Source organism: Massilia sp. LjRoot122, from assembly GCF_964252725.1.
Taxonomy (GTDB): Bacteria; Pseudomonadota; Gammaproteobacteria; order Burkholderiales; family Burkholderiaceae_D; genus Telluria.
Map to the genome: position 1 here is coordinate 2,094,389 of NZ_CAXUPB020000001.1, position 19,594 is coordinate 2,113,982.

13 protein-coding genes are annotated in these 19,594 nt (G+C 65.0%); 10 read left to right on the plus strand and 3 right to left on the minus strand.

Annotated elements, in window-relative coordinates; all coding sequences use genetic code 11:
• Position 1: 1 nt before the first annotated feature.
• The 8 genes from ACSQ25_RS09285 to ACSQ25_RS09320 all read left to right on the plus strand — a co-directional run bounded on the left by ACSQ25_RS09285 (position 2) and on the right by ACSQ25_RS09320 (position 14,753).
• Positions 2-895 carry a sugar phosphate isomerase/epimerase family protein gene (locus tag ACSQ25_RS09285; RefSeq protein ID WP_436105404.1) on the plus strand — a complete coding sequence of 298 codons (894 nt, stop codon included), beginning with the start codon at positions 2-4 and terminating at the stop codon, positions 893-895.
• Complete coding sequence (locus tag ACSQ25_RS09290; RefSeq protein ID WP_436105405.1) at positions 892-3,537, plus strand: glycoside hydrolase family 2 TIM barrel-domain containing protein; 2,646 nt, start codon at positions 892-894, stop codon at positions 3,535-3,537. Before ACSQ25_RS09285 ends, ACSQ25_RS09290 begins: the two co-directional genes overlap by 4 nt.
• A gap of 207 nt (positions 3,538-3,744) precedes the next feature.
• On the plus strand, positions 3,745-5,097 hold the full coding sequence (gene gudD, locus ACSQ25_RS09295) for a glucarate dehydratase (protein WP_436105406.1): 1,353 nt from the start codon (positions 3,745-3,747) through the stop codon (positions 5,095-5,097).
• Positions 5,098-5,157: 60 nt separating this feature from the next.
• On the plus strand, positions 5,158-8,115 hold the full coding sequence (locus tag ACSQ25_RS09300) for a TonB-dependent receptor plug domain-containing protein (protein ID WP_436105407.1): 2,958 nt from the start codon (positions 5,158-5,160) through the stop codon (positions 8,113-8,115).
• 103 nt (positions 8,116-8,218) lie between these two features.
• Entirely contained in the window at positions 8,219-10,888 is a 2,670-nt protein-coding gene (locus tag ACSQ25_RS09305) for a glycoside hydrolase family 2 TIM barrel-domain containing protein (RefSeq protein ID WP_436105408.1), read from the plus strand.
• Between the two features lie 35 nt (positions 10,889-10,923).
• On the plus strand, positions 10,924-12,711 hold the full coding sequence (locus ACSQ25_RS09310; RefSeq protein WP_436105409.1) for a tannase/feruloyl esterase family alpha/beta hydrolase: 1,788 nt from the start codon (positions 10,924-10,926) through the stop codon (positions 12,709-12,711).
• A 44-nt stretch (positions 12,712-12,755) separates the two neighbouring features.
• On the plus strand, positions 12,756-13,814 hold the full coding sequence (locus ACSQ25_RS09315; RefSeq protein WP_436105410.1) for a LacI family DNA-binding transcriptional regulator: 1,059 nt from the start codon (positions 12,756-12,758) through the stop codon (positions 13,812-13,814).
• Positions 13,815-13,841: 27 nt separating this feature from the next.
• Positions 13,842-14,753 carry an alpha/beta hydrolase gene (locus ACSQ25_RS09320; protein ID WP_436105411.1) on the plus strand — a complete coding sequence of 304 codons (912 nt, stop codon included), beginning with the start codon at positions 13,842-13,844 and terminating at the stop codon, positions 14,751-14,753.
• On the opposite strand, the gene ACSQ25_RS09325 is transcribed toward ACSQ25_RS09320, so the two are convergent.
• Together ACSQ25_RS09325 and ACSQ25_RS09330 are read right to left on the minus strand one after the other, a co-directional pair.
• The gene (locus ACSQ25_RS09325; protein ID WP_436105412.1) at positions 14,754-15,740 is read right to left on the minus strand and encodes a LysR family transcriptional regulator; all 987 of its coding nucleotides are present in this window, start codon (positions 15,738-15,740) and stop codon (positions 14,754-14,756) included. It abuts the gene before it with no gap.
• A gap of 172 nt (positions 15,741-15,912) precedes the next feature.
• Positions 15,913-16,821 carry a LysR family transcriptional regulator gene (locus ACSQ25_RS09330; RefSeq protein WP_436105413.1) on the minus strand — a complete coding sequence of 303 codons (909 nt, stop codon included), beginning with the start codon at positions 16,819-16,821 and terminating at the stop codon, positions 15,913-15,915.
• Between the two features lie 102 nt (positions 16,822-16,923).
• On the opposite strand from ACSQ25_RS09330, the gene ACSQ25_RS09335 reads away from it, so the two are divergent.
• Positions 16,924-17,961, plus strand: a complete 1,038-nt coding sequence (locus ACSQ25_RS09335) for a Rieske 2Fe-2S domain-containing protein (protein WP_436105414.1) — start codon at positions 16,924-16,926, stop codon at positions 17,959-17,961.
• 14 nt (positions 17,962-17,975) lie between these two features.
• On the opposite strand, the gene ACSQ25_RS09340 is transcribed toward ACSQ25_RS09335, so the two are convergent.
• The gene (locus tag ACSQ25_RS09340; protein WP_436105415.1) at positions 17,976-18,443 is read right to left on the minus strand and encodes a MarR family winged helix-turn-helix transcriptional regulator; all 468 of its coding nucleotides are present in this window, start codon (positions 18,441-18,443) and stop codon (positions 17,976-17,978) included.
• A gap of 296 nt (positions 18,444-18,739) precedes the next feature.
• Between ACSQ25_RS09340 and ACSQ25_RS09345 the strand changes: the two genes are divergently transcribed.
• Positions 18,740-19,573 carry a p-hydroxycinnamoyl CoA hydratase/lyase gene (locus ACSQ25_RS09345; protein WP_436105416.1) on the plus strand — a complete coding sequence of 278 codons (834 nt, stop codon included), beginning with the start codon at positions 18,740-18,742 and terminating at the stop codon, positions 19,571-19,573.
• The last annotated feature ends 21 nt before the right edge of the window (positions 19,574-19,594 follow it).

Sequence of the window (19,594 nt, forward strand, 5' to 3'; positions counted from 1 at the left end):
CATGATCAACAGACGGCAGTTTCTCGGAGCTCTTGCGGCGCCTGCATTCGCTCCGGCGTTCGCCAGCCCTGCGCGGGCTTTCGGCCTGCAACTCTTCACGCTGTTCGACGTGATCGACGCGGACGTGAAGGGCACCTTGCGGGAGGTTGCCATGATCGGCTACCGCGACCTGCAATCCTCGTACAGCAAGCAGGCGGGCATCTATGGCATGAAACCCAGGGAGTTCGCCGCCATGGTGGGCGAGCTGGGCATGACCTGGTCCTCGCACCATGTGCCGGGCGGGCCGCGCAAGATCGATCCGAAGGCTCCGCCGCGCCTCGACGCGAACGGCAAACCGGTCGTCTATCGCAAGTCGCTGAATCTGCGTGACAACCTGCATGAGATCATCGACTACCTGGCCGATGGCGGCCCACGCCACCTGGTGTGTGCCGGCGTGCCGCATGCTTCGCTCGCGGAAGTCGACAGCGCCATCGAGATGTTGAACCGCGCCGGCGAAGCGTGCAGGAAGGCGGGCCTCGTGCTCTCGCTGCACAATCACGAGACCGAGTTCAAGCCGCTGGGTGAGACGAGGCCCTACGAAATGATCCTGAAGGGAACCAGTCCCGAACGCCTGGCGATGGAACTGGACATCGGCTGGGCGGTCAAGGCCGGCGTCGATCCCGTGGCCTTGTTCAAGCGCTACCCGGGGCGCTTCGTCCTCTGGCACGTCAAGGATATGGACCGCGAACGCATGCTGCCAGTGCCGCTGGGGCAGGGGATGATCGATTTTCGTCCCATTTTCGCGCATGCGGACACCGCCGGCATGCAGCACTTTTACGTCGAACACGACTCTCCGGCCGATCCCATGGCCAGTATCAGCACCAGTATGCAATATTTGAAACGGATCCTGACATGAATTTCCGACGCATTTTCCACCGGGTCGCCGCAGTGCTGGCGACCGTCCTGCTGATCGGCGCAGGGGCGCATGCGGCGCCGGCCGCCGGCGCCCGGACCGCCACCCCGCTGGTCGAGGGCTGGCGCTTCGCCTTCGGCGAGCAGCACTCCGAGCAGTCCGACGCCAGCCAGTGGCAGGCGGTTACGCTGCCGCACACCTGGAACCGGATCGGCGGTCACACGACCAAGGCGGCCGATGCCAACGACAGCCGCGGCAAGGGCTGGTACCAGTTGAAGTTCCGTGCCGGTCCGAATGCGGAGAAGCCGCGCCGGACCTGGCTGCAGTTCGACGGCGCCAGCATCGTCAGCGATGTCTGGCTCAATGGCGTGCTGCTGGGCCGCCACGCCGGCGGCGTATCCGCCTTCCGCTTCGACGTCACCGACGCGCTGCGTCCTGGCGACAACCTGCTGGTGGTGCGCACCGATAACACGGCGCCGGACACCAAGGGCTCCGTCACCGCCGAGACCTTGCCGATGGGCGGCGACTGGTTCATGTATGGCGGCTTGTATCGCAAGGTCTCCCTGATCACGACGGCGCCCGTGCACGTCGACCTGGGCGACCATGGCGGGCCGGGCGTCTATGCCCGCACCGTGTCGCTGGAGCCGGGCCGCGCCCGTGTGGAAGTGGTGGCGAAAGTACGCAACGATGCCGCCGCCGCGCAGGCGGTCAGTGTCCGTACCTCGCTGGTCGACGCCAAAGGCAAGACCGTCGCGAGCAACACCCAGCCGCTCGAGATGGCGGTGTCGGCGCAGCGCGAAGTCAAGACCAGCCTGGACGTGGCCAAGCCGCGCCTGTGGAACGGCGTCGCCGATCCCTACCTGTACACGGTGCGGGTCGATGTGCTGGCCGGCGCCCGCACGGTCGACACTGTGACGGAGCAATTCGGCATCCGCACCATGCGCTTCGATCCCGACAAGGGCTTCTTCCTGAACGGCAAACCGCTGGCGCTGCGCGGCGTGAACCGGCATCAGGAAACCGGGGCGAACGGCTGGGCTTCCAGCATGGCCGAGCTGGAGCGGGACTATGCCATCATCAAGGAGATCGGCGCCAACACCATCCGCCTCGCGCACTACCAGCACCCGAAAGAGGGCTATGCGCTGGCCGACCGGATGGGCCTGATCGTCTGGGCCGAAGTGCCCCTCGTACTGCTGTCGGCGCCGTATGGCGAACCGACCGCCACGCCCGGCTTCATCGCCAACGCGGAACAGCACTTGCGCGAACTGATCCGTCAGAACTACAACCACCCGTCGATCGCGGTCTGGTCGATCGCGAACGAGCCGAACATCGCCAACGTCTGGATGCAGCCCAAGCCGCCCACCGTGCCCCTGCTGGAGCGCCTGGCCGCCTTGTCGCGTGCGGAAGATCCTTCGAGGCCACCGGTACTGGCCAGCTGCTGCGGCACACTCCCGGGCAGCCTGATGCCGACCACGCCGGGCAAGGGCCTCGATTCGCCGCCCCAGGCCGTCGACGTCTTCGGGATCAACGTCTATTTCGGCTGGTATTACGCTAATGTGGCGGACCTGAGCGCCTACCTGGACGAAGTGCACGCCTTCTACCCGAAGAAAGCCATCAGCGTCACCGAGTACGGCGCCGGCGGGGCGCTGTCCCAGCATACCGACAATCCGCTGGGCGGCCCGATCATCGCCGGCGGACGTCCTCACCCGGAAGGATTCCAGTCCTATATCCACGAGAAGACCTGGCCCCAGTTGCGCGACAAGCCCTATCTCTGGGCCAGCTGGCTGTGGAATATGTTCGACTTCGGCACCGCAATCCGCATGGAGGGCGACCTGGTCGACACTAACGACAAGGGCATCGTCAGCTTCGACCGGACAGTCAAGAAGGAGTCCTTCTATTTCTACAAGGCGCACTGGAATCCGGAGCCGATGATCTACCTGGCCGGCCACCGCTATACGGAGCGCGCCAGCCCGGTCGCCGACGTGAAGGCCTACAGCAATGCCCCGACTGCGCGCCTGTCGCTGAACGGCCGCGACCTGGGCAGCGTGGACTGCGTCGAGCGGATCTGCCTGTGGCGCAACGTGGTGCTGGCGAAAGGGAACAACGAGGTCGTCGTGAGCGCTTCCGTGAAGGGCAAGGCCTTGCGCGATCGGGCCGTATGGCGGCGCGCAGATGGTCCGGGCACTTACCGGGTCCTGGCCGGCCAGCTGGGAGTGATGCAGACCAGCGTCGGCCTCTACGGCTCCGACAACTTCTTCACGGGCGGGGAGGGCAAGCTGCTCAATGAACCGGTGCGCCGCAACCCGCCGCCGCCGAAAGTGGTGCAGGGAGCCGCCGACCAGCAGATCTACTTGGCTTACCGGACCGGCCGCTTCAGCTACGAGCTGCCGCTGCCCGATGGCGAGTACGAGCTGACCCTGCGCTTCGTCGAGCCGGTCGAGAAGCAGGCCGCGGGCCAGCGGGTGTTCGACGTCCTGGTGCAGGGCAGTGTCGCCCTGGCCGACCTGGACATTGCGGCGCAGGCCGGCAGCCTGCGGGCGCTCGAGCGCAAAGTGCCCTTGCGCGTCAGCGGCGGCAAGGCCCGCATCGACTTCGTTCCAAAGGCCGGCGCCGCCATCCTGTCTTCCTTCAGCATCGATCCCCGCTGACTTATATCCGGTTCATCAGGACGCCCGGCCCAGTATCTGCGCCGGGCGTCGTTTTGTGGGGTACCGGTACCACCTCATGCACCCCAACAGGGCGGCGACCTATCTGATTCATCAATTCGGTGCATCCGAATTATCGATTAGACATAGATGACTGCTTCCAACTAGCATCACTTCATCCGGTAATGGTACCGGTACCGAGAGATTCCGATGTCAAACCAACACCATATTCCCCGCAACGGACTGCCTGTCGTGCACGACATGCGCGTCATTCCAGTGGCCGGGCGCGACAGCATGCTGCTGAACCTGTCCGGCGCCCACGGTCCCTATTTCACCCGCAACCTGGTCATCCTGACGGACAGCGCCGGCAACACCGGCGTGGGCGAAGTGCCGGGTGGAGAAGCCATTCGCCAGACCCTGGAAGATGCACGCCCGCTGGTCATCGGCCAGGCGGTGGGCAATTACCACGCGATCCTGAACAGTGCACGTGCAGCCTTCGCCGGCCGCGATGCGGGCGGACGCGGCAACCAGACCTTCGACCTGCGCGTGGCGATCCATGCGGTGACGGCGCTGGAAGCCGCCTTGCTCGACCTGTTGGGCAAGTTCCTCGACCTGCCGGTGTGTGCGCTGCTGGGCGACGGCCAGCAGCGCGCCCAGGTGGAGATGCTGGGCTACCTGTTCTACATCGGCAACCGCAACGCGACCGACCTGGCGTACGACAGCGATCCTGAGAACGGCGACGACTGGCTGCGCCTGCGCCACGAACAGGCCATGACCCCTGAAGCGGTGGTGCGCCTGGCCGAAGCGGCCTACGATCGCTACGGCTTCCGCGATTTCAAGCTCAAGGGCGGCGTGCTGCGCGGCGAAGAGGAGATCGCCGCCGTGACCGCGCTGGCCGAGCGCTTCCCGGAAGCCCGCGTGACGCTCGACCCGAACGGCGGCTGGCTGCTGAAGGACGCGATCCGCCTGTGCCGCGACCAGCACCACGTGCTGGCCTATGCGGAAGACCCGTGCGGCCCCGAGAACGGCTACTCAGGCCGCGAAACCATGGCCGAGTTCCGCCGCGCCACCGGCCTGCCGACCGCCACCAACATGATCGCCACCGACTGGCGCGAGCTGAACCACGCGGTGCAGCTGCAGTCGGTCGACATCCCGCTGGCCGACCCGCACTTCTGGACCATGCACGGTTCGGTGCGCGTGGCCCAGATGTGCAACGAGTGGGGCCTGACCTGGGGTTCGCACTCGAACAACCATTTCGATGTCTCGCTGGCCATGTTCACCCATGTGGCGGCGGCCGCTCCCGGCAAGATCACCGCGATCGACACCCACTGGATCTGGCAGGACGGCCAATACCTGACGCGCAACCCGCTGCAGATCAGGGACGGCAAGGTCGACGTGCCGGCGGCGCCAGGCCTGGGCGTGGAGCTCGACCTGGACGCCGTCGAGGCAGCCCACCAGGCCTATCGCAACATGGGCCTGGGCGCGCGCAACGACGCCGTCGCAATGCAATACCTGATCCCGGGGTGGAGCTTCGATCCGAAACGCCCCTGCCTGGTGCGCTGAGACACCGCACCCCGGCCTACTAAAACTATTCAAACAGCAGCGCAATTGGAGGAGTCAACAATGAAGCATCATTCGTCCCGCCCCGCGGTGAAGTGTTCGGTCATCGCCATCCATTCCGCACTCGCAGCGCTCGGCGCGCTCGCAATGTCGGTCCCGGCACATGCACAGACCGAGACCGGTGCCCCCGCCGCACCTGTCGAATCCCAGGCCCCCGGCGCCGCTCCTGCAGCGCCTGCAAGCGGTCAGGTGCAGTCGGTGGTCGTTTCCGCCTCGCGTATCGACCGCGCCGGCTATTCCGCCCCGACGCCCACGGTGAGCATCGGCGCCGCGACCCTGGAGCAGCGCGCCACCGTCAACATTGGCGACATCCTCAACGAGATCCCGTCGTTCCGTGGCAGCCAGACGCCCGCAGGCGGCGGGATCGGCAATTCCGGTCAAACCCTCGCCGATCTCCGCGGCCTCGGCGCAACGCGTACGCTCGTCCTGCTCGATCGTCATCGCCTTCCGCAGACCAATAACGGCGCCGGGATCGACATGAGCATGATTCCGACGGCCCTGATCCGCACTGTCGACGTGGTGACGGGCGGCGCGTCTGCCTCCTACGGTTCCGACGCGGTGTCCGGTGTGGTCAATATCGTCCTGAACGACCAGCTGCAAGGCGTGAAAGGCAATGTCCAATACGGGGCGACCCGTTACAACGACATGAGGGACACCTTCGGCAGTCTTGCGTGGGGCGGCAGCTTCGCGGGCGGCAAGGGACATGTCATCGTCGGCGGGGAATACAACAAGAACACCGGAACGGACATTTACAACGATGAGCGCAAGTGGGGCCGGGAGAGCTACATCGTCTTTGCGTTTCCAAATCGCCCGGCCGGCGCGACTGCAAACGCCATCGCCGAGAATGGATTAGTGGGCAACGGCACGACCGGCGGTCTCATTCGCACCAACGGTCCTCTGCTCGGCCTGGCATTTGTGAAGGCGCCCAACGGCGCCACGACGACTGCTCGATTTGCGCCTGGCCTGTACGGCAATCTCCTTACGTCACAAGATATCTTCACCGATGAGGCAAGGGCTGCCAACGCGGCGGCCGGAATCACGCACCGGTATCCACTGCAACTTCGCCCACAGCTGGAACGTGCGAACTTCCTGAGCAAGATCAGCTACGAGTTCAACGACCGTCTCAGCGCCTACATCCAGCCCTTGTTCTCGCATACACGAAGCGGCAACATCCTCATCGCGCGGCGCGATGGCGCCGGCGCCGGACCAGCTCTGCCGATCGCGCGCGACAACGCCTACCTGGTACAGGCCTTGACGCCGGCGCAGCTGGCGCTGGTTCCTGCTGCGGGTCTGTCGATCGGCTATCTCGGCAATGATTTCGGCCCCGTACGCAGGGGTATTTCGCACGACACCAGCTATATTTCAACCGGGCTGGAGGGCAAATTCGGCGATACCTGGGAATGGGATATCTCGTACCAGAACGGTCGCGACAAGGCCGATACGGCGTATGGGAACAACATGGTCAACGCCAACTTCAGGAACGCGATCGATGCGGTCCTGGTGGGCGGCCAGGTGGTCTGCCGCAATGCCGCGGCCCGCGCTGCCGGATGCGAGCCGCTGAACATCCTCGGTCAGGCCAGCGGCTCTGCCGGCGCGTTCAACTACATCAGCGGCACTGCAAGCGCCAAGACCATATCGCGTCTCCGTGAATTCTCGGCCAACGTGCAAGGCGAGCCGTTCTCGAACTGGGCCGGTCCGGTTTCGGTCGGCGCCGGTCTCGAACACCGTAAGGAATCGCTCGTGACGACGGTCGACCCGCTGTCGCAATCGAATGGCTGGCTGGCGGGGGCAGGCGCCAATCTGCAGTCGGCGAGTGTCACTGTCAAGGAAGCCTATGCCGAGACGATCGTGCCCTTGCTTAAGGATATGCCGTTCGCCAAGACACTCGATGTCAACGGCGCGGTGCGTCGCACCGACTACAGCAGCTCGGGGATGGTCACTACCTGGAAAGGCGGCGTGTCGTGGGAGCCGACTGCGGACTTCCGCTTGCGCGCTACCCGCTCGCGTGACATTCGTGCGCCCAACCTCGTCGAGCTCTATACCCCGGCCGCGCCGAGCCTGCCGTTACCGCAAGATCCGCGTCCAGGTGTTGCGCCGATCACGAATGCAGCCGGCGTCACGGTCGGCGGGAATCCCGACCTGAAGCCGGAGATTGCCAACACCGTCACGTTCGGTGTGGTGTTCCAGCCCACTTACCTGAAGCGCTTGAGCGTCTCGGCGGATTACTACCGGATCGACATCGATGGCGCGATCACCAGCACCGCCCCGTCGAACGTGGTAAACAACTGCATGCTCGGGGGTGTGTACAGCGGGAATTCGTACTGCTCGCTGATCACCTTTGCCAACAACGATGTCAAGAATGGGCAGATCACCGGGATTCGGGGAACGACCGCCAACGTGGCCGAATTCCGTACCCGCGGCCTCGACATGCAGCTGTCGTACAGGCAGCCGCTTGGCGAGTTGAACGCCGCACTCGCCGGAACGCTGGGCTTCAACATACAGGGCACCCGTGTCTTCGAATACCGCACCTCGACGGACGTGTCGGCGCTGTACCCGGAGGGGATCAACCGCGCCGGTCAGACCGGCGCCGGGTTCGGCGGTCCCGCCGGCTTGCCGAAATGGATGTGGACGACGGCGCTCGACTATAAATGGAAGCGCCTGTCGGTCAACGGCCAGGTACGTTTCATCAGCCGCGGTCATCAGAACAACGGCCTCGTAGGCCCCGACGAACCCGGCTACACGCCTGCGGCGGTCAACAGCGTCAACAACAACCAGATCCCGTCCTACACGCTCGTGAACGTGGGGGCGAGTTACGACTTCGGCGGCGAGTCCGGACGTCGCGAGCTTTACGTCACGATCAACAATCTGCTGGATCGCGATCCGCCTCCACCGGCCAATCAGAACGCCTACTACGACCTCGCCGGGTTGACCGTCCGGGCCGGCGTGCGCTTCAGCTTCTAGTCAACCTGGAGGGAGCTCGACTGACCCTGGTCGAGCTCCCGCCTCTACAATGAGGCGCGCTGTCAAAGCGTATGAGACCTGGTTGTTACTATAGGAGTGGAAAGTGAAGAAGTTTGTTCTAGCGATTGCGGCGCTTGCTTGTTGGCAGGTGGCATTCGGTGCAGCGCCTGCCGCGTCGCAGCCGCGCGCGCAACACGGGGCGCAGGTCCGCCAGACGATTCAGCTCTCTGACGGCTGGCGCTTCATCCAGGACGCGAACGTCGAAGGCGCGGAGAAGCCCGAATTCGACGCGCGTCATTGGTCCGTGGTGCAAGTGCCGCACACGTGGAACCGCGTTGGCTTCTATCTGCCGGATCCCGCAAGCCACGTCAACCGCGCCGAGCACATCAACAAGGTACAGGGCATCGGCTGGTACCGGCACACGTTTACGGCGCCCGCAGGCAGCAAGGGCAAGCGCGCCTGGCTCCAGTTCGACGCCGCCAGCCGGGCCGCCGAGGTGTGGCTGAACGGCACGCGACTTGGCGAGCACAAGGGCGGCTTCTCGCGCTTCCGCTTCGATGCGACCGCCGCATTGAACTACGGCGCGCCGAACGTGCTGGCGGTGAGGGTCGACAACACCGCTCCCGCACCGGGATCGTCGACCGCGGACCTGGCTCCGCTTGCAGGCGACTTCTTTGTCCACGGCGGGCTGTATCGCCCGGCCAGCCTCGTCTTTACCGATCCGGTGCACATCGACATGCTCGACTTCGGCGGCCCCGGTGTCTACGCCACCACGAAGTCGATCAGCGGAAAGCAGGCGGAAGTCGAGGTCAGGACGAAGCTGCGCAACGACAGCCAGTCACCGTCCAACATTCAGTTATCGGCGCGGCTCATCGATGCGCGCGGCAAGAGCGTCGCCAGCGCAGTGCAGAAGCTCGCGTTGCAGCCGGGTGAAGGTCTCGAGCGAGCCCAGACCCTAAAGCTGAGCAATGCCCGCCTGTGGCAGGGGACCGAAGACCCTTATCTCTACACCTTGCGCGTGGAACTGCGTTCCGCTTCCGGAAAGCTTCTGGACGCCTTCGACCACGCTTTCGGCATCCGCCAGATGCGCTTCGATGCCGACAAGGGATTCTTCCTCAATGGCAAGCCGCGGCGCCTGCTCGGCGTCGGCTTCCACCAGGACCAGGAAGGCAAGGGCTGGGCACTGAGCAGGCAGGACGTCGAGGACAGCGTCGCGATCATCCGCGAGATGGGCGCGAACTCGATCCGGCTTACCCACTATCAGCACCGCCAATGGATCCACGAGCTGGCGGATCGCCACGGTTTGATCCTGTGGGATGAAATCGGGCTCGTGACCGCGTGGACCTCCACCCCCGGTTTTGTCGCGAACATCAGGCAGCAGCTCCAGGAATTGATCCGGCAGAACTACAACCATCCTTCGGTCGCGGTGTGGAGCATCGCCAACGAGGTCGATTTCGGCTCCTCCCGACCCGACTTCCTCGGAGGGCCGACCAAGAGCGCGAGCAGCCCCATGCCGCTCCTGAAGATGCTGAATGCCCTGGCGAAGTCGGAGGATCCCAGCCGTCCGACGACGCTCGCCACCTGCTGCGAGGAGAGCGGCATGCCGGACGTGCCGACCACGGTCGAAGCAGTGGACCTGGCAGGTGCGAACCGCTATTTCGGCTGGTACAGCAAGACGCCGGCGGAACTCGGGCCGCACCTCGACATGCTGCGCGCGAAGCACCCGGCCCAGCCGCTCGCCGTGACGGAGTACGGCGCCGGCGGCGCGACCTCGATCCACACCGACGATCCGCTCGGCGGCCCGATCGACTCGCGTGGCCGTACCCAGCCCGAGGGCTACCTGTCGTGGCTGCACGAGCAGACCTGGCCGACACTCGCAGCCAAGCCCTATCTGTGGGGCACCTGGCTATGGGTCGGCTTCGACTTCGCCACCACCCGCCGGCAGGAGGGCGATTCCGACGACATCAACACCAAGGGACTCGTCACCTACGACCGCAAGCTGAAAAAGGATGCCTACTTCTTCTACAAGGCGAACTGGACGAACACGCCAACCGTGCACATCAACGGTCGCCGCTACGTCGACCGCGCGTATGCGGTGACGGACGTGCGCGTCTACAGCAATGCGCCTTCCACCGAGCTGACGTTGAATGGCCGTTCACTCGGCGCCAAGAGCGACTGCGCCGACCGCGTGTGCGTCTGGCCTGCTGTCCGGCTGGCGGCCGGAAGCAACGATTTGCTTGCTACCGGCAAGTTCGCGTCGGGCGAGGTGCAGGACGCAATTCAATGGAAGCTGGCTGAAAGTGCGGCCAACGCTTTCCGGATCGACAGCGGCGCGATTGTTGCGGCTTCAGCCGGCGCCAACCGCTACGGCTCGGATGCTTTCTTCGAGGGTGGCGCGGCAGGCAGCGCGAACAAGCCGGGCGGACGGGGAAGGGCGCCCGTGGTCGTCCAGATCTCGGGAACACAGGCGCAGCCCCTGGTCGCGAGCTACCGCGAAGGTGCGTTCAAGTACCGCGTTCCGGTGAACAATGGGCAGTACACGGTTGCGCTCACCTTCGTGGAGCCTTCCGCCGCTGCCGGAGAGCGCCGCTTCGACGTGATTGCAAACGGAACCCGCAGCCTGGCCGATGTCGACATCGCCGCGGCGGCCGGTGCGCCGCTGACCGCGATTACCCGGAGTTTCCCGGTCACTGTCAGCAAGGGCTTGCTCGAGCTGGAATTCAAGCCGACCAAGGGGCAGGCCATCGTCTCGGCGGTCGAGATCAGCCGCTGACATAAAAATCCAATCCTATTAGAGGAAGCGTCACCATGTACCGCACTTTCCCGCCCCCCGGGGCAGCCTGTCCTACCACCGTACCGAAGCTGATCGTGTTTGGCGTTGCGGCCGTATTTGCAAGCGGCGCATGGGGCCAGACGGCCGCCGACGGCGACTTTGCGGCGCGATGCGCGGCGCTTGGCGGAACGTCGAGCAAGGAGCCCGCGAAAACCAGTGAAACCGTCGAGCTGGCCCGCTTCATTCCGGCAGGCGCGCCGGCGAAGGACCTCGGTGCCGCACGCCCGCTTGAACCCGGCGTGCGGATTCCGGCTCATTGCGAACTGATTGGCCGCCTTGAAGAGCGCACCGGCGCGGACGGCCAGGCGTATGCGATCCGCTACCACTTGCGCCTGCCGCAGGACTGGAACGGCGGATTCTTCTTCCAGGGCGGCGGCGGCACCAACGGCGATCTCGGCGACGCCCTCGGTAATGCAGGGGGCTCCATGCCGCCGGTCGGCCTCGCGCTCGGCTATGCCGTCCTCAGCCAGGACTCGGGACACGACAACGGCCGCAACGACGTTCCGGAGCGCGGCGGAAGGGCTGCGTTCGGCGCGGATGCGCAGGCGCGCGAGAACTACGCCCATGCTTCACTTGCGCGGGTCAGCGGCGTGGCAAAGAAGATCATCGCCCGGTTCTACGGGAATGCCGCGCGACGCAGCTACTTCGTCGGATGTTCGAAAGGCGGGCAGGAGGGCATGGCGCTCGCGCAGAAATATCCGCGCGAGTTCGACGGGATCATCGCGGCCGCGCCGGCCTTTTCGGTGCCGCGCGCGGCGCTCGCACAGGCCTGGGACGTGCAAAGCTTCGCCGCGCTCGTGCGCGACCCTGGCGCAGGGAGCGTCGACCAGCGCAAGCTTCCCGCGGCATTCAGCAATGCCGATCTGGCGACCGTCAACAAGGCGGTACTGCGCGCCTGCGATGCGGACGACGGGCTCGAGGACGGGATCGTGGGCGCATTCGAACAATGCACCACGGCGAAAGTGAAGCGGCAACTCGACCGTGCGACCTGCAGCGGCGGGAAGTCGGCTTCCTGTCTTTCTAAACCGCAAGTTTCGGCCTTGCTGCGCTCGATGGAAGGTCCGCGCGGGAAGAACGGCGAGGCGCTGTACACCAGCTGGCACTGGGACGGCGGCATCGGCAGCACGGGGTGGAGGCGATGGAAGCTCGGCGATTCGGAGGGACCGATCCCCGCGCTCAACGTCGTGACCGGCGGATCCGCACTCGCCATGCTGTTCTCGGTGCCGCCGACGCCGGTCCGATCCGACCCGCAGAGCTTGCTCGACTACCAGATGGGCTTCGATATGTCGCGCGACGCCAACATCATCTATGCGACGAGCGATGCCTTCCCGCGTTCCTCCTGGGACACGATCAACGCGCGCTCGCCGGACCTCGCGACTTTCCGTGCCCGTGGCGGCAAGATGATCGTTCCGCACGGCGTCTCCGACCCGGTATTCTCGATCAAGGACACCCTCGATTGGTATCGCGAGGTCAACCAGCGACATGAGGGCCGCGCCGCGGACTTCGTGCGCGTCTTCCCGGTGCCCGGAATGGCGCACTGCTCGCGCGGCCCGGCGACGGATCGCTACAACGCCTTTGCGGCGCTGGTCGAATGGGTCGAACGCGGCGACGCGCCGGAGGCCATCATCGCCCAGGCCGGACCGGGCACGCCGTGGCCCGGCCGGACGCGGCCGCTCTGCGCCTATCCGCAAGTCGCGCGCTACGCCGGGAGCGGCGACAAGGAGCGTGCCGAGAGCTTTGTGTGCAGCGATCCGAAACGATGATGCTCATATAAACCGATGAGTGGACCCAATTAAAGGCCCGCGCGATGACAGACGAAAAAAACGATTCCCCCGGCCAGGAAACCAGGCGCCGCCGGCGCAGCCACGGCGGCCTGACCCTGCGCGACGTCGCCAAGCTGGCCGGCGTCGCGCCAATCACCGCCTCGCGCGCCCTGAACACGCCGGAACAGGTGTCGCCCGAGATCCTGGCGCGCGTGCGCGACGCCGTCGAGCGAACCGGTTACGTGCCGAACATCCTGGCCGGGGGGCTGGCCTCGCGCCAGACCCGCCTGGTGGCGGCGGTCGTTCCCACCATTTCCAGCCCGGTTTTCCTGGAGATGATCGAGGCCCTGACCCGTTCGCTCACGGCCGCCGGCTACCAGCTGATGCTGGGGCAGAGCGGCTACACCGAATCGCGCGAGGACGAACTGCTGGAAGCGATCATCGGCCGGCGCGCGGACGGGGTGGTCCTGACCGGGGTGATGCGCTCGCCGCTGGCCCGGCGCCGGCTGCTTGCCAGCGGCATCCCGGTGGTCGAGACCTGGGACCTGACGCCGACCCCGATCGACATGCTGGTTGGTTTCTCGCACGGTCGGCTCGGCAGCGCGGTAGCGGCCTACCTGCACGGGCGCGGCCGGCGCCGCGTGGCCATCATCAGCGCCAACGACGACCGCGCACGCCAGCGTACGGCGGCCTTCATCCAGACGGCGCAAGCCTTGAAGCTGGCCGGCGCGGACGGCCAGATACCGGCCTGCTATGTCGGGGCGCCGACCACGGTGGGACATGGGCGCAGCGGCTTGCGCGAACTGCTGGCGGCGCATCCTGACATCGACGCCGTGTTCTGCAGTTCGGACATGCTCGCCATGGGGGTGCTGAACGAGGCACACGCGCAAGGCATCGACGTGCCCGGACGCCTGGGTGTGATCGGCCTGGGCGACCAAAGTTTCGCGCGCGACCTGCATCCGGCGCTGACCACGGTGCGCATCGACGGCAACGTGATCGGTGAAACGGCAGCGCACTTCATCCTTGAGCGCATCGCGGGACGGCGGGTGGCCGAACCCGTATGCGACATCGGCTTCACGATCGTCGAACGTTCGACGATCTGATTATCCCTCACCACAGAAAGGGTTCACATGCAGCGCTCGCGTCATCCCCTCTTCAACACCGTCCTCGCCGCGTTCGTGGGCTTGCTCGTCTTCGGTCCCGGCTGTGCCTCGGCGCAGTCGGTGGGGACACCCATCCCGGTGCCTTCGGCGCCTAACGAGATCCGGCTCTATCCGGGCGTTGCGCCGGGATCCGAAGCCGCAACCCACACCGAGCAATGGAATCAGACCGCGGATAATCGCAGGGCACGCAATGTCGTCGTGCCGACGCTGATTCCGGTGCTGCCTGCCGCGGGCAAGGCCAACGGCACCGCGGTCATCGTCGCACCGGGCGGCGCTTTCCGAATTCTGTCCATGGACAATGAAGGCTATCTGGTCGCGAACTGGCTGGCGCAGCGCGGCGTCAGTGCCTTCGTCCTGAAATACCGACTGGCCGAAACACCGGCCAAGGAAGAAGACTTCATCCGTGCGCGGCAGCAGGGCGCGGCGTCCGGCCAACGCATCGGTACTTTCCCGCTAGCGGTGGACGATGGCCGCCGTGCCGTGCAGCTGGTCCGCGAGAACGCCGCACGCTGGAATCTGCGTCCGGGGCGCATCGGCATGATCGGTTTCTCCGCCGGCGCCATGACCACGCTCGAGGTGGCGACGGGGCCGACTGCCACCCGCCCGGACTTTGCCGCAATGATCTATGGCCCGATGAGCGCCCGCGAGGTCAGCGCCGACGCCCCGCCGGTATTCATGGCGCTCGCTGCGGATGATCCGCTGTTCGGCAACGGGGACTTCGGCCTGGTGAATTCCTGGAAAAAGGCCGGAAGGCCGGTCGAGCTGCACTTCTACGAGCGCGGCGGCCACGGCTTCGGCATGAAGAAGCAGGGACTCAGCAGCGATGTCTGGCCGGAGCAGTTCTGGGCATGGATGCGCATGCGCGGCGTGGTTGAATGATCAGGCCGACTTGCGCTCGCGCGGCAGGGGAAAGACCTGTCCCGCCGGCGCGGCGGCCACCATCGGCGTGGACAGCGTCCTGGCCGGCTCGGCGTCCGCGATCTCGAGCAGCATCTTGCGCAGCCAGATGTGGGACGGATCGCGGTCGAGGAAGCGGTTCCACTGCATGCACATTTCCAGTTTCGGGAAAGCGATCGGCGGGGCGATCAGGCGGATCGGGTAATAGCAGGCCAGCATGCGCGCCAGGCGGGTGTGCATGGTCGCGATGCGGTTGGTGCCGATTACGAAGTGCGGCAGGCTGGTGAAGTTGGTCGTCGAGACCTCGATCCGCCGGTCATAGCCGCTGTCCTTCAGGAAGTGCTCTTCGAAACTGGCCAGCGAGGTGCCGAAGCGCGAGGACACGTGGCCGAGCTCCATGTACTGGTCCAGCGACAGCGTGTCGCCAACCAAGGTGTTGCCGGTCCAGACGATACAGGTGTAGGTCTCTTCGAACAGCAACTCGGTCGGCTGTGAGTCCGACATGTATTTGCGCGGCAGGATCATCAGCTCGACTTCGCCGCGTTCGAGCTGCTCGGCGGGCGTCGACGTGGTCGGCGAGATGTCGATGGACACGCCGGGTGCCTCGGCGGCGATGCGGCGGCCGAGTTCTCCCAGCAGCACGGTCGACACGAAGTCCGAGGCGAAGAGGCGGAACTCACGGGTGGCGGTGGCCGGGTCGAACTCCGGCTGGATCTCGATGGTGCGCTGGATCTGCAGCAGCACGTCGCGTACCGGTTCGACCAGGCTGACCGCGAGCGGCGTCAGGATCAGGTTGCGGCCGACCTGCACCAGCAGATCGTCCCTGAAATAATCGCGCAGCCGCGCCAGTACGCCGCTGGTGGCCGACTGGCTGAGGTTCAGGCGCCGCGACGCACGGGTGATGCTCTTCTCGCTGAGCAGCGCGTCGAGCGCGACCAGCAGGTTGAGGTCTAGGCGATTGAATCGCATGCTGTCTCCTTGTTCTCGGCCTGCGTATCGTGCCGCAGTGCTCTTCCTCGCCGATGATGCCACAGCGAGGCCGCGACGTCACCGCTTTCGATGCTTCCACATGGAAATAGCGGTATCGAAAACGCGGATGGCCGGTATCGGCGCCGCCGATACCCGTGTCCGAAGCTAAGGCTCAGGACGTGAACAGCGCCGCCACCACCGACCGTATCCAGATGTTGGCCGCGTCCTTGTGGTACTTGCGGTGCCAGTGTTGCTTCAGATCGAAACTCGGAATCTCCAGCGGCGGCTGGATCAGCCTGATGCCCGCGATCTTGGCGAAGGATTCCCCCACCGCGTACGGCACCGTGACCAGCAGGTCGGTCGACGCGATGATGAAGGGGATCGACATGAAATGCGGCGTGGACAGGACGATACGGCGCTCGATCCGCTGCCTGGCCAGCAGCTGCTCGAAGATCTCCTGGCTGCGTCCTTCGGCACGGATCACCGCGTGGCCGATGCGCAGGAAGTCCTCCATCGCAATGCGCTCGCCCTTGATCCTGTGTTTCGCGTTGAGCAGGCAGATGAAGGAGTGCGAGAACAGACGCTGCTGGAAGAAGTTGCGCGCCTTCAGGTCGGGGAAGTAGCCGATCGCCAGGTCGATGGCGCCGTCCTCGAGGCTAGCTGCGATCTGGTCCGGCGGAAGCGTGACCGAGACCACGGTGGCGCCGGGCGCATGGCGCTGCAGGTAGGCGAGCAGTTTCGGCAGGAAGGTCATTTCGCCGATGTCGGACAGTGCGAAGGTGAAGCGGCGGGTGGTCGTGCCCGGATCGAAAGGCGCGCTCGCCAGCACCTCGTCCTTCACCCGCGCCAGGATGTCGCGCGTGGGCCCGATTAGCGCTTCCGCACGCGGGGTCGGCGCCATGCCGTGCGAGCCGCGCACGAACAGCGGGTCGCCCAGCGCCTGGCGCAGCCGGTTCAGCGCAATGCTCACCTTCGGCTGGCTCCAGCCCAGCCTGAGCGCGGCGCGGCTGACGCTGCGTTCTTCCGCGATCGCCAGCATCACAGGCAACAGGTTGAGATCGAATTCGGACTCGGCTGTCATATTAACTATTCGAATAAACGTTATACACAAATTTACCTTGTTGTATAACACGCTTGCTCTAGGATTGCACGACTGACCGTACAAGGACAAAGGAGCACCACGATGTTTCCGCTTAATCAATGGTATGTCGCAGGATTTTCCTGGGAGCTGAAGGACAAGCCAGTCGCACGCACGCTGCTGAACCGCAAGGTCGTCATGTTCCGCACCGGTGCGGGCCAGGCGGCGGCGCTGGAAGACCGCTGCTGCCACAAGTCGCTGCCGCTTTCCTGCGGCACGATCGAGGACCGGGGCGTGCGCTGCGGCTACCACGGCCTGCTGTTCGCGCCCGACGGCGCCTGCGTCGAGGTCCCGGGCCAGGACCGGGTTCCGGCCAAGGCGCGCGTCAAGTCCTATCCGCTGGCCGAGAAGGACCAGATCCTGTGGATCTGGATGGCGCAGGAAGAGGGCGGCCAGCCCACGCACGAGGCGCCGGGCTACTGGGTGCACGGTGATCCGCGCTACAGCGTCAAGGGCGACGTCTTCCATTACGACGCGCCCTATCAGCTCATCCATGACAACCTGCTCGACCTGAGCCACCTCGGCTACGTGCACCTGAAGACGATCGGCGGCAATGCGGCGATCCATATGAATGCGCAGCTGAAGGTCGAGGCCTCGGGCGACCAGGTACGGGTGCTGCGGCACATGCCGGACTCCGCGCCGCCCCCGACCTACCTGGGCGCCTGGCCCTTCGAGGGCCACATCGACCGCTGGCAGGAAGTCGATTTCAGGGTCAGCCACCTCCTGATCTGGACCGGCGGCGCCGACGTGGGGACCGAAGACCTGGACGACCCGCAGCGCGGCGGCTTCCACATGCGCGGCTTCCACGCGATCACGCCGGAGACCGACACGACGGCCCACTACATGTGGACGATGGCCTCGAACCGGCATCCGGACCGGCCCGACATCTCCGAGCTGGTGTACCAGCAGACCGCCTTGACCTTTTATGAGGACAAAGAGGTGATCGAAGCCCAGTACCAGAACATGTTGCGCTTCCCGGGTGCGCCACAGATCGACATCCACGTCGACGTCGGCCCCAACCGCGCGCGCCGCGTCATCGAGCGCCTGCTGCGGCAACAGGCCCAGCCGGCTGCCGGCGCCTGACGCCGGGAGTGCGTTCAGATCCCCTGTACGCTGAGCGCCTTCACTGCTGCGCGCAGGCTTCCATGGAGTTGCGCGCGTGCTTCCTCGCCGATTTCAGGAAACATCATCTGCTCGATATCGATCACGATCGCATCGCACTTTCCCAGAATCGCTTCACCTGCAGCGGTCAGGCTGATCTGGATGATGCGGCCATGCGCCGGATCCGGCCTGCGTTCGATCCATCCTTTCGCTTCCATCTGCTTGACCATTTCATTGGCGGACTGCGGTGAAATCATCGTGCGCATGGCCAACTGCGCGTTCGACAGGGAACCATGCGCACGGAACACCGACAGTGCCGTGTATTGCGGCACCGTCAAGCCATATGGCGCCAGGCCTTCGCGAAGCCGTTGGTTGAGGACGTGGTCGAGACGGCCGACGAGATAGGCCAAACCTGCTGGCCGTTGAGCATTGGGAGCTGTTACAGACGTTTTTTTCGAGGTCATGAGAACGTGCACGCGTGACGAAAAACGGGATGGGCGGCAGGAACACGATCAGCCATCCTGATATCCGGCTTATAAATGGGTGAATTGTATGCGCAAACGTGAAGCGCGGCGGTTTTCCCGAGGATGGTTCGTTATCCCGATTGCCAGTCGAGAGCAGGCTTCTTTCGGCAGAGGCCCATACGCACTTCCTTTCATGGCCCGCACATTTCGCTTGTCACGGCCCAGCAGAATCGATAGTATGAGTCTCATATCAGGCTGCCTGACAATAACTTGATCTTAAGTCCTAGGAGACATCTATGTCCAAATATGAAGCGCGCTGGAAAACCGTCAAGGTCGACGTGGAGAATGGCATCGGCTGGATTACCTTGAACCGTCCCGAGAAGCGCAACGCCATGAGTCCGACCCTCAACCGAGAGATGATCGACGTGCTCGAGACGCTTGAACTGGATGACGAGGCGCAGGTGGTGGTGCTGACCGGCGCGGGCGATGCCTGGACCGCCGGCATGGACCTGAAGGAGTACTTCCGCGAGACCGATGGCAAGCCGGAGATCATGCAGGAACGCATGCGTCGCGACTGCTCGCAATGGCAATGGAAGCTGCTGCGCATGTACAGCAAGGCGACCATCGCCATGGTCAATGGCTGGTGCTTCGGCGGCGCGTTCTCGCCACTGGTCGCCTGCGATCTCGCCATCGCGGCGGACGATGCCGTTTTCGGCCTGTCGGAAGTCAACTGGGGTATACCACCGGGCAACCTGGTCAGCAAGGCGGTAGCCGATACGATGGGTCACCGCCAGGCGCTGCACTACATCATGACCGGCGACACGTTTACCGGCAAGGAAGCCGCGGCGATGGGCCTGATCAACAAGAGCGTGCCGAAGGAAGGCCTGCGCGACGCGGTAATCGAGCTGGCCGGCAAGCTGCTGGAAAAGAATCCGGTCGTGCTGCGCTATGCCAAAGTGGGCTTCAAGCGTTGCCGCGAACTGACCTGGGAGCAGGGCGAGGACTACCTGTATGCCAAGACCGACCAGTCGAACTATCGCGATCCGGAAAAGGGCCGCAAGGAAGGCCTCAAGCAGTTCCTGGACGATAAGACGATCAAGCCGGGCCTGCAGGCCTACAAGCGCAGCTGAACGCGAGATAAGTACAAATAA

Coding starts and splice junctions, on each gene's coding strand:
- ACSQ25_RS09285 (WP_436105404.1), top strand. CDS start 2: ATGATCAACAGACGGCAGTTTCTCGGAGCTCTTGCGGCGCCTGCATTC.
- ACSQ25_RS09290 (WP_436105405.1), top strand. CDS start 892: ATGAATTTCCGACGCATTTTCCACCGGGTCGCCGCAGTGCTGGCGACC.
- gudD (WP_436105406.1), top strand. CDS start 3,745: ATGTCAAACCAACACCATATTCCCCGCAACGGACTGCCTGTCGTGCAC.
- ACSQ25_RS09300 (WP_436105407.1), top strand. CDS start 5,158: ATGAAGCATCATTCGTCCCGCCCCGCGGTGAAGTGTTCGGTCATCGCC.
- ACSQ25_RS09310 (WP_436105409.1), top strand. CDS start 10,924: ATGTACCGCACTTTCCCGCCCCCCGGGGCAGCCTGTCCTACCACCGTA.
- ACSQ25_RS09315 (WP_436105410.1), top strand. CDS start 12,756: ATGACAGACGAAAAAAACGATTCCCCCGGCCAGGAAACCAGGCGCCGC.
- ACSQ25_RS09320 (WP_436105411.1), top strand. CDS start 13,842: ATGCAGCGCTCGCGTCATCCCCTCTTCAACACCGTCCTCGCCGCGTTC.
- ACSQ25_RS09325 (WP_436105412.1), bottom strand. CDS start 15,740: ATGCGATTCAATCGCCTAGACCTCAACCTGCTGGTCGCGCTCGACGCG.
- ACSQ25_RS09330 (WP_436105413.1), bottom strand. CDS start 16,821: ATGACAGCCGAGTCCGAATTCGATCTCAACCTGTTGCCTGTGATGCTG.
- ACSQ25_RS09335 (WP_436105414.1), top strand. CDS start 16,924: ATGTTTCCGCTTAATCAATGGTATGTCGCAGGATTTTCCTGGGAGCTG.
- ACSQ25_RS09340 (WP_436105415.1), bottom strand. CDS start 18,443: ATGACCTCGAAAAAAACGTCTGTAACAGCTCCCAATGCTCAACGGCCA.
- ACSQ25_RS09345 (WP_436105416.1), top strand. CDS start 18,740: ATGTCCAAATATGAAGCGCGCTGGAAAACCGTCAAGGTCGACGTGGAG.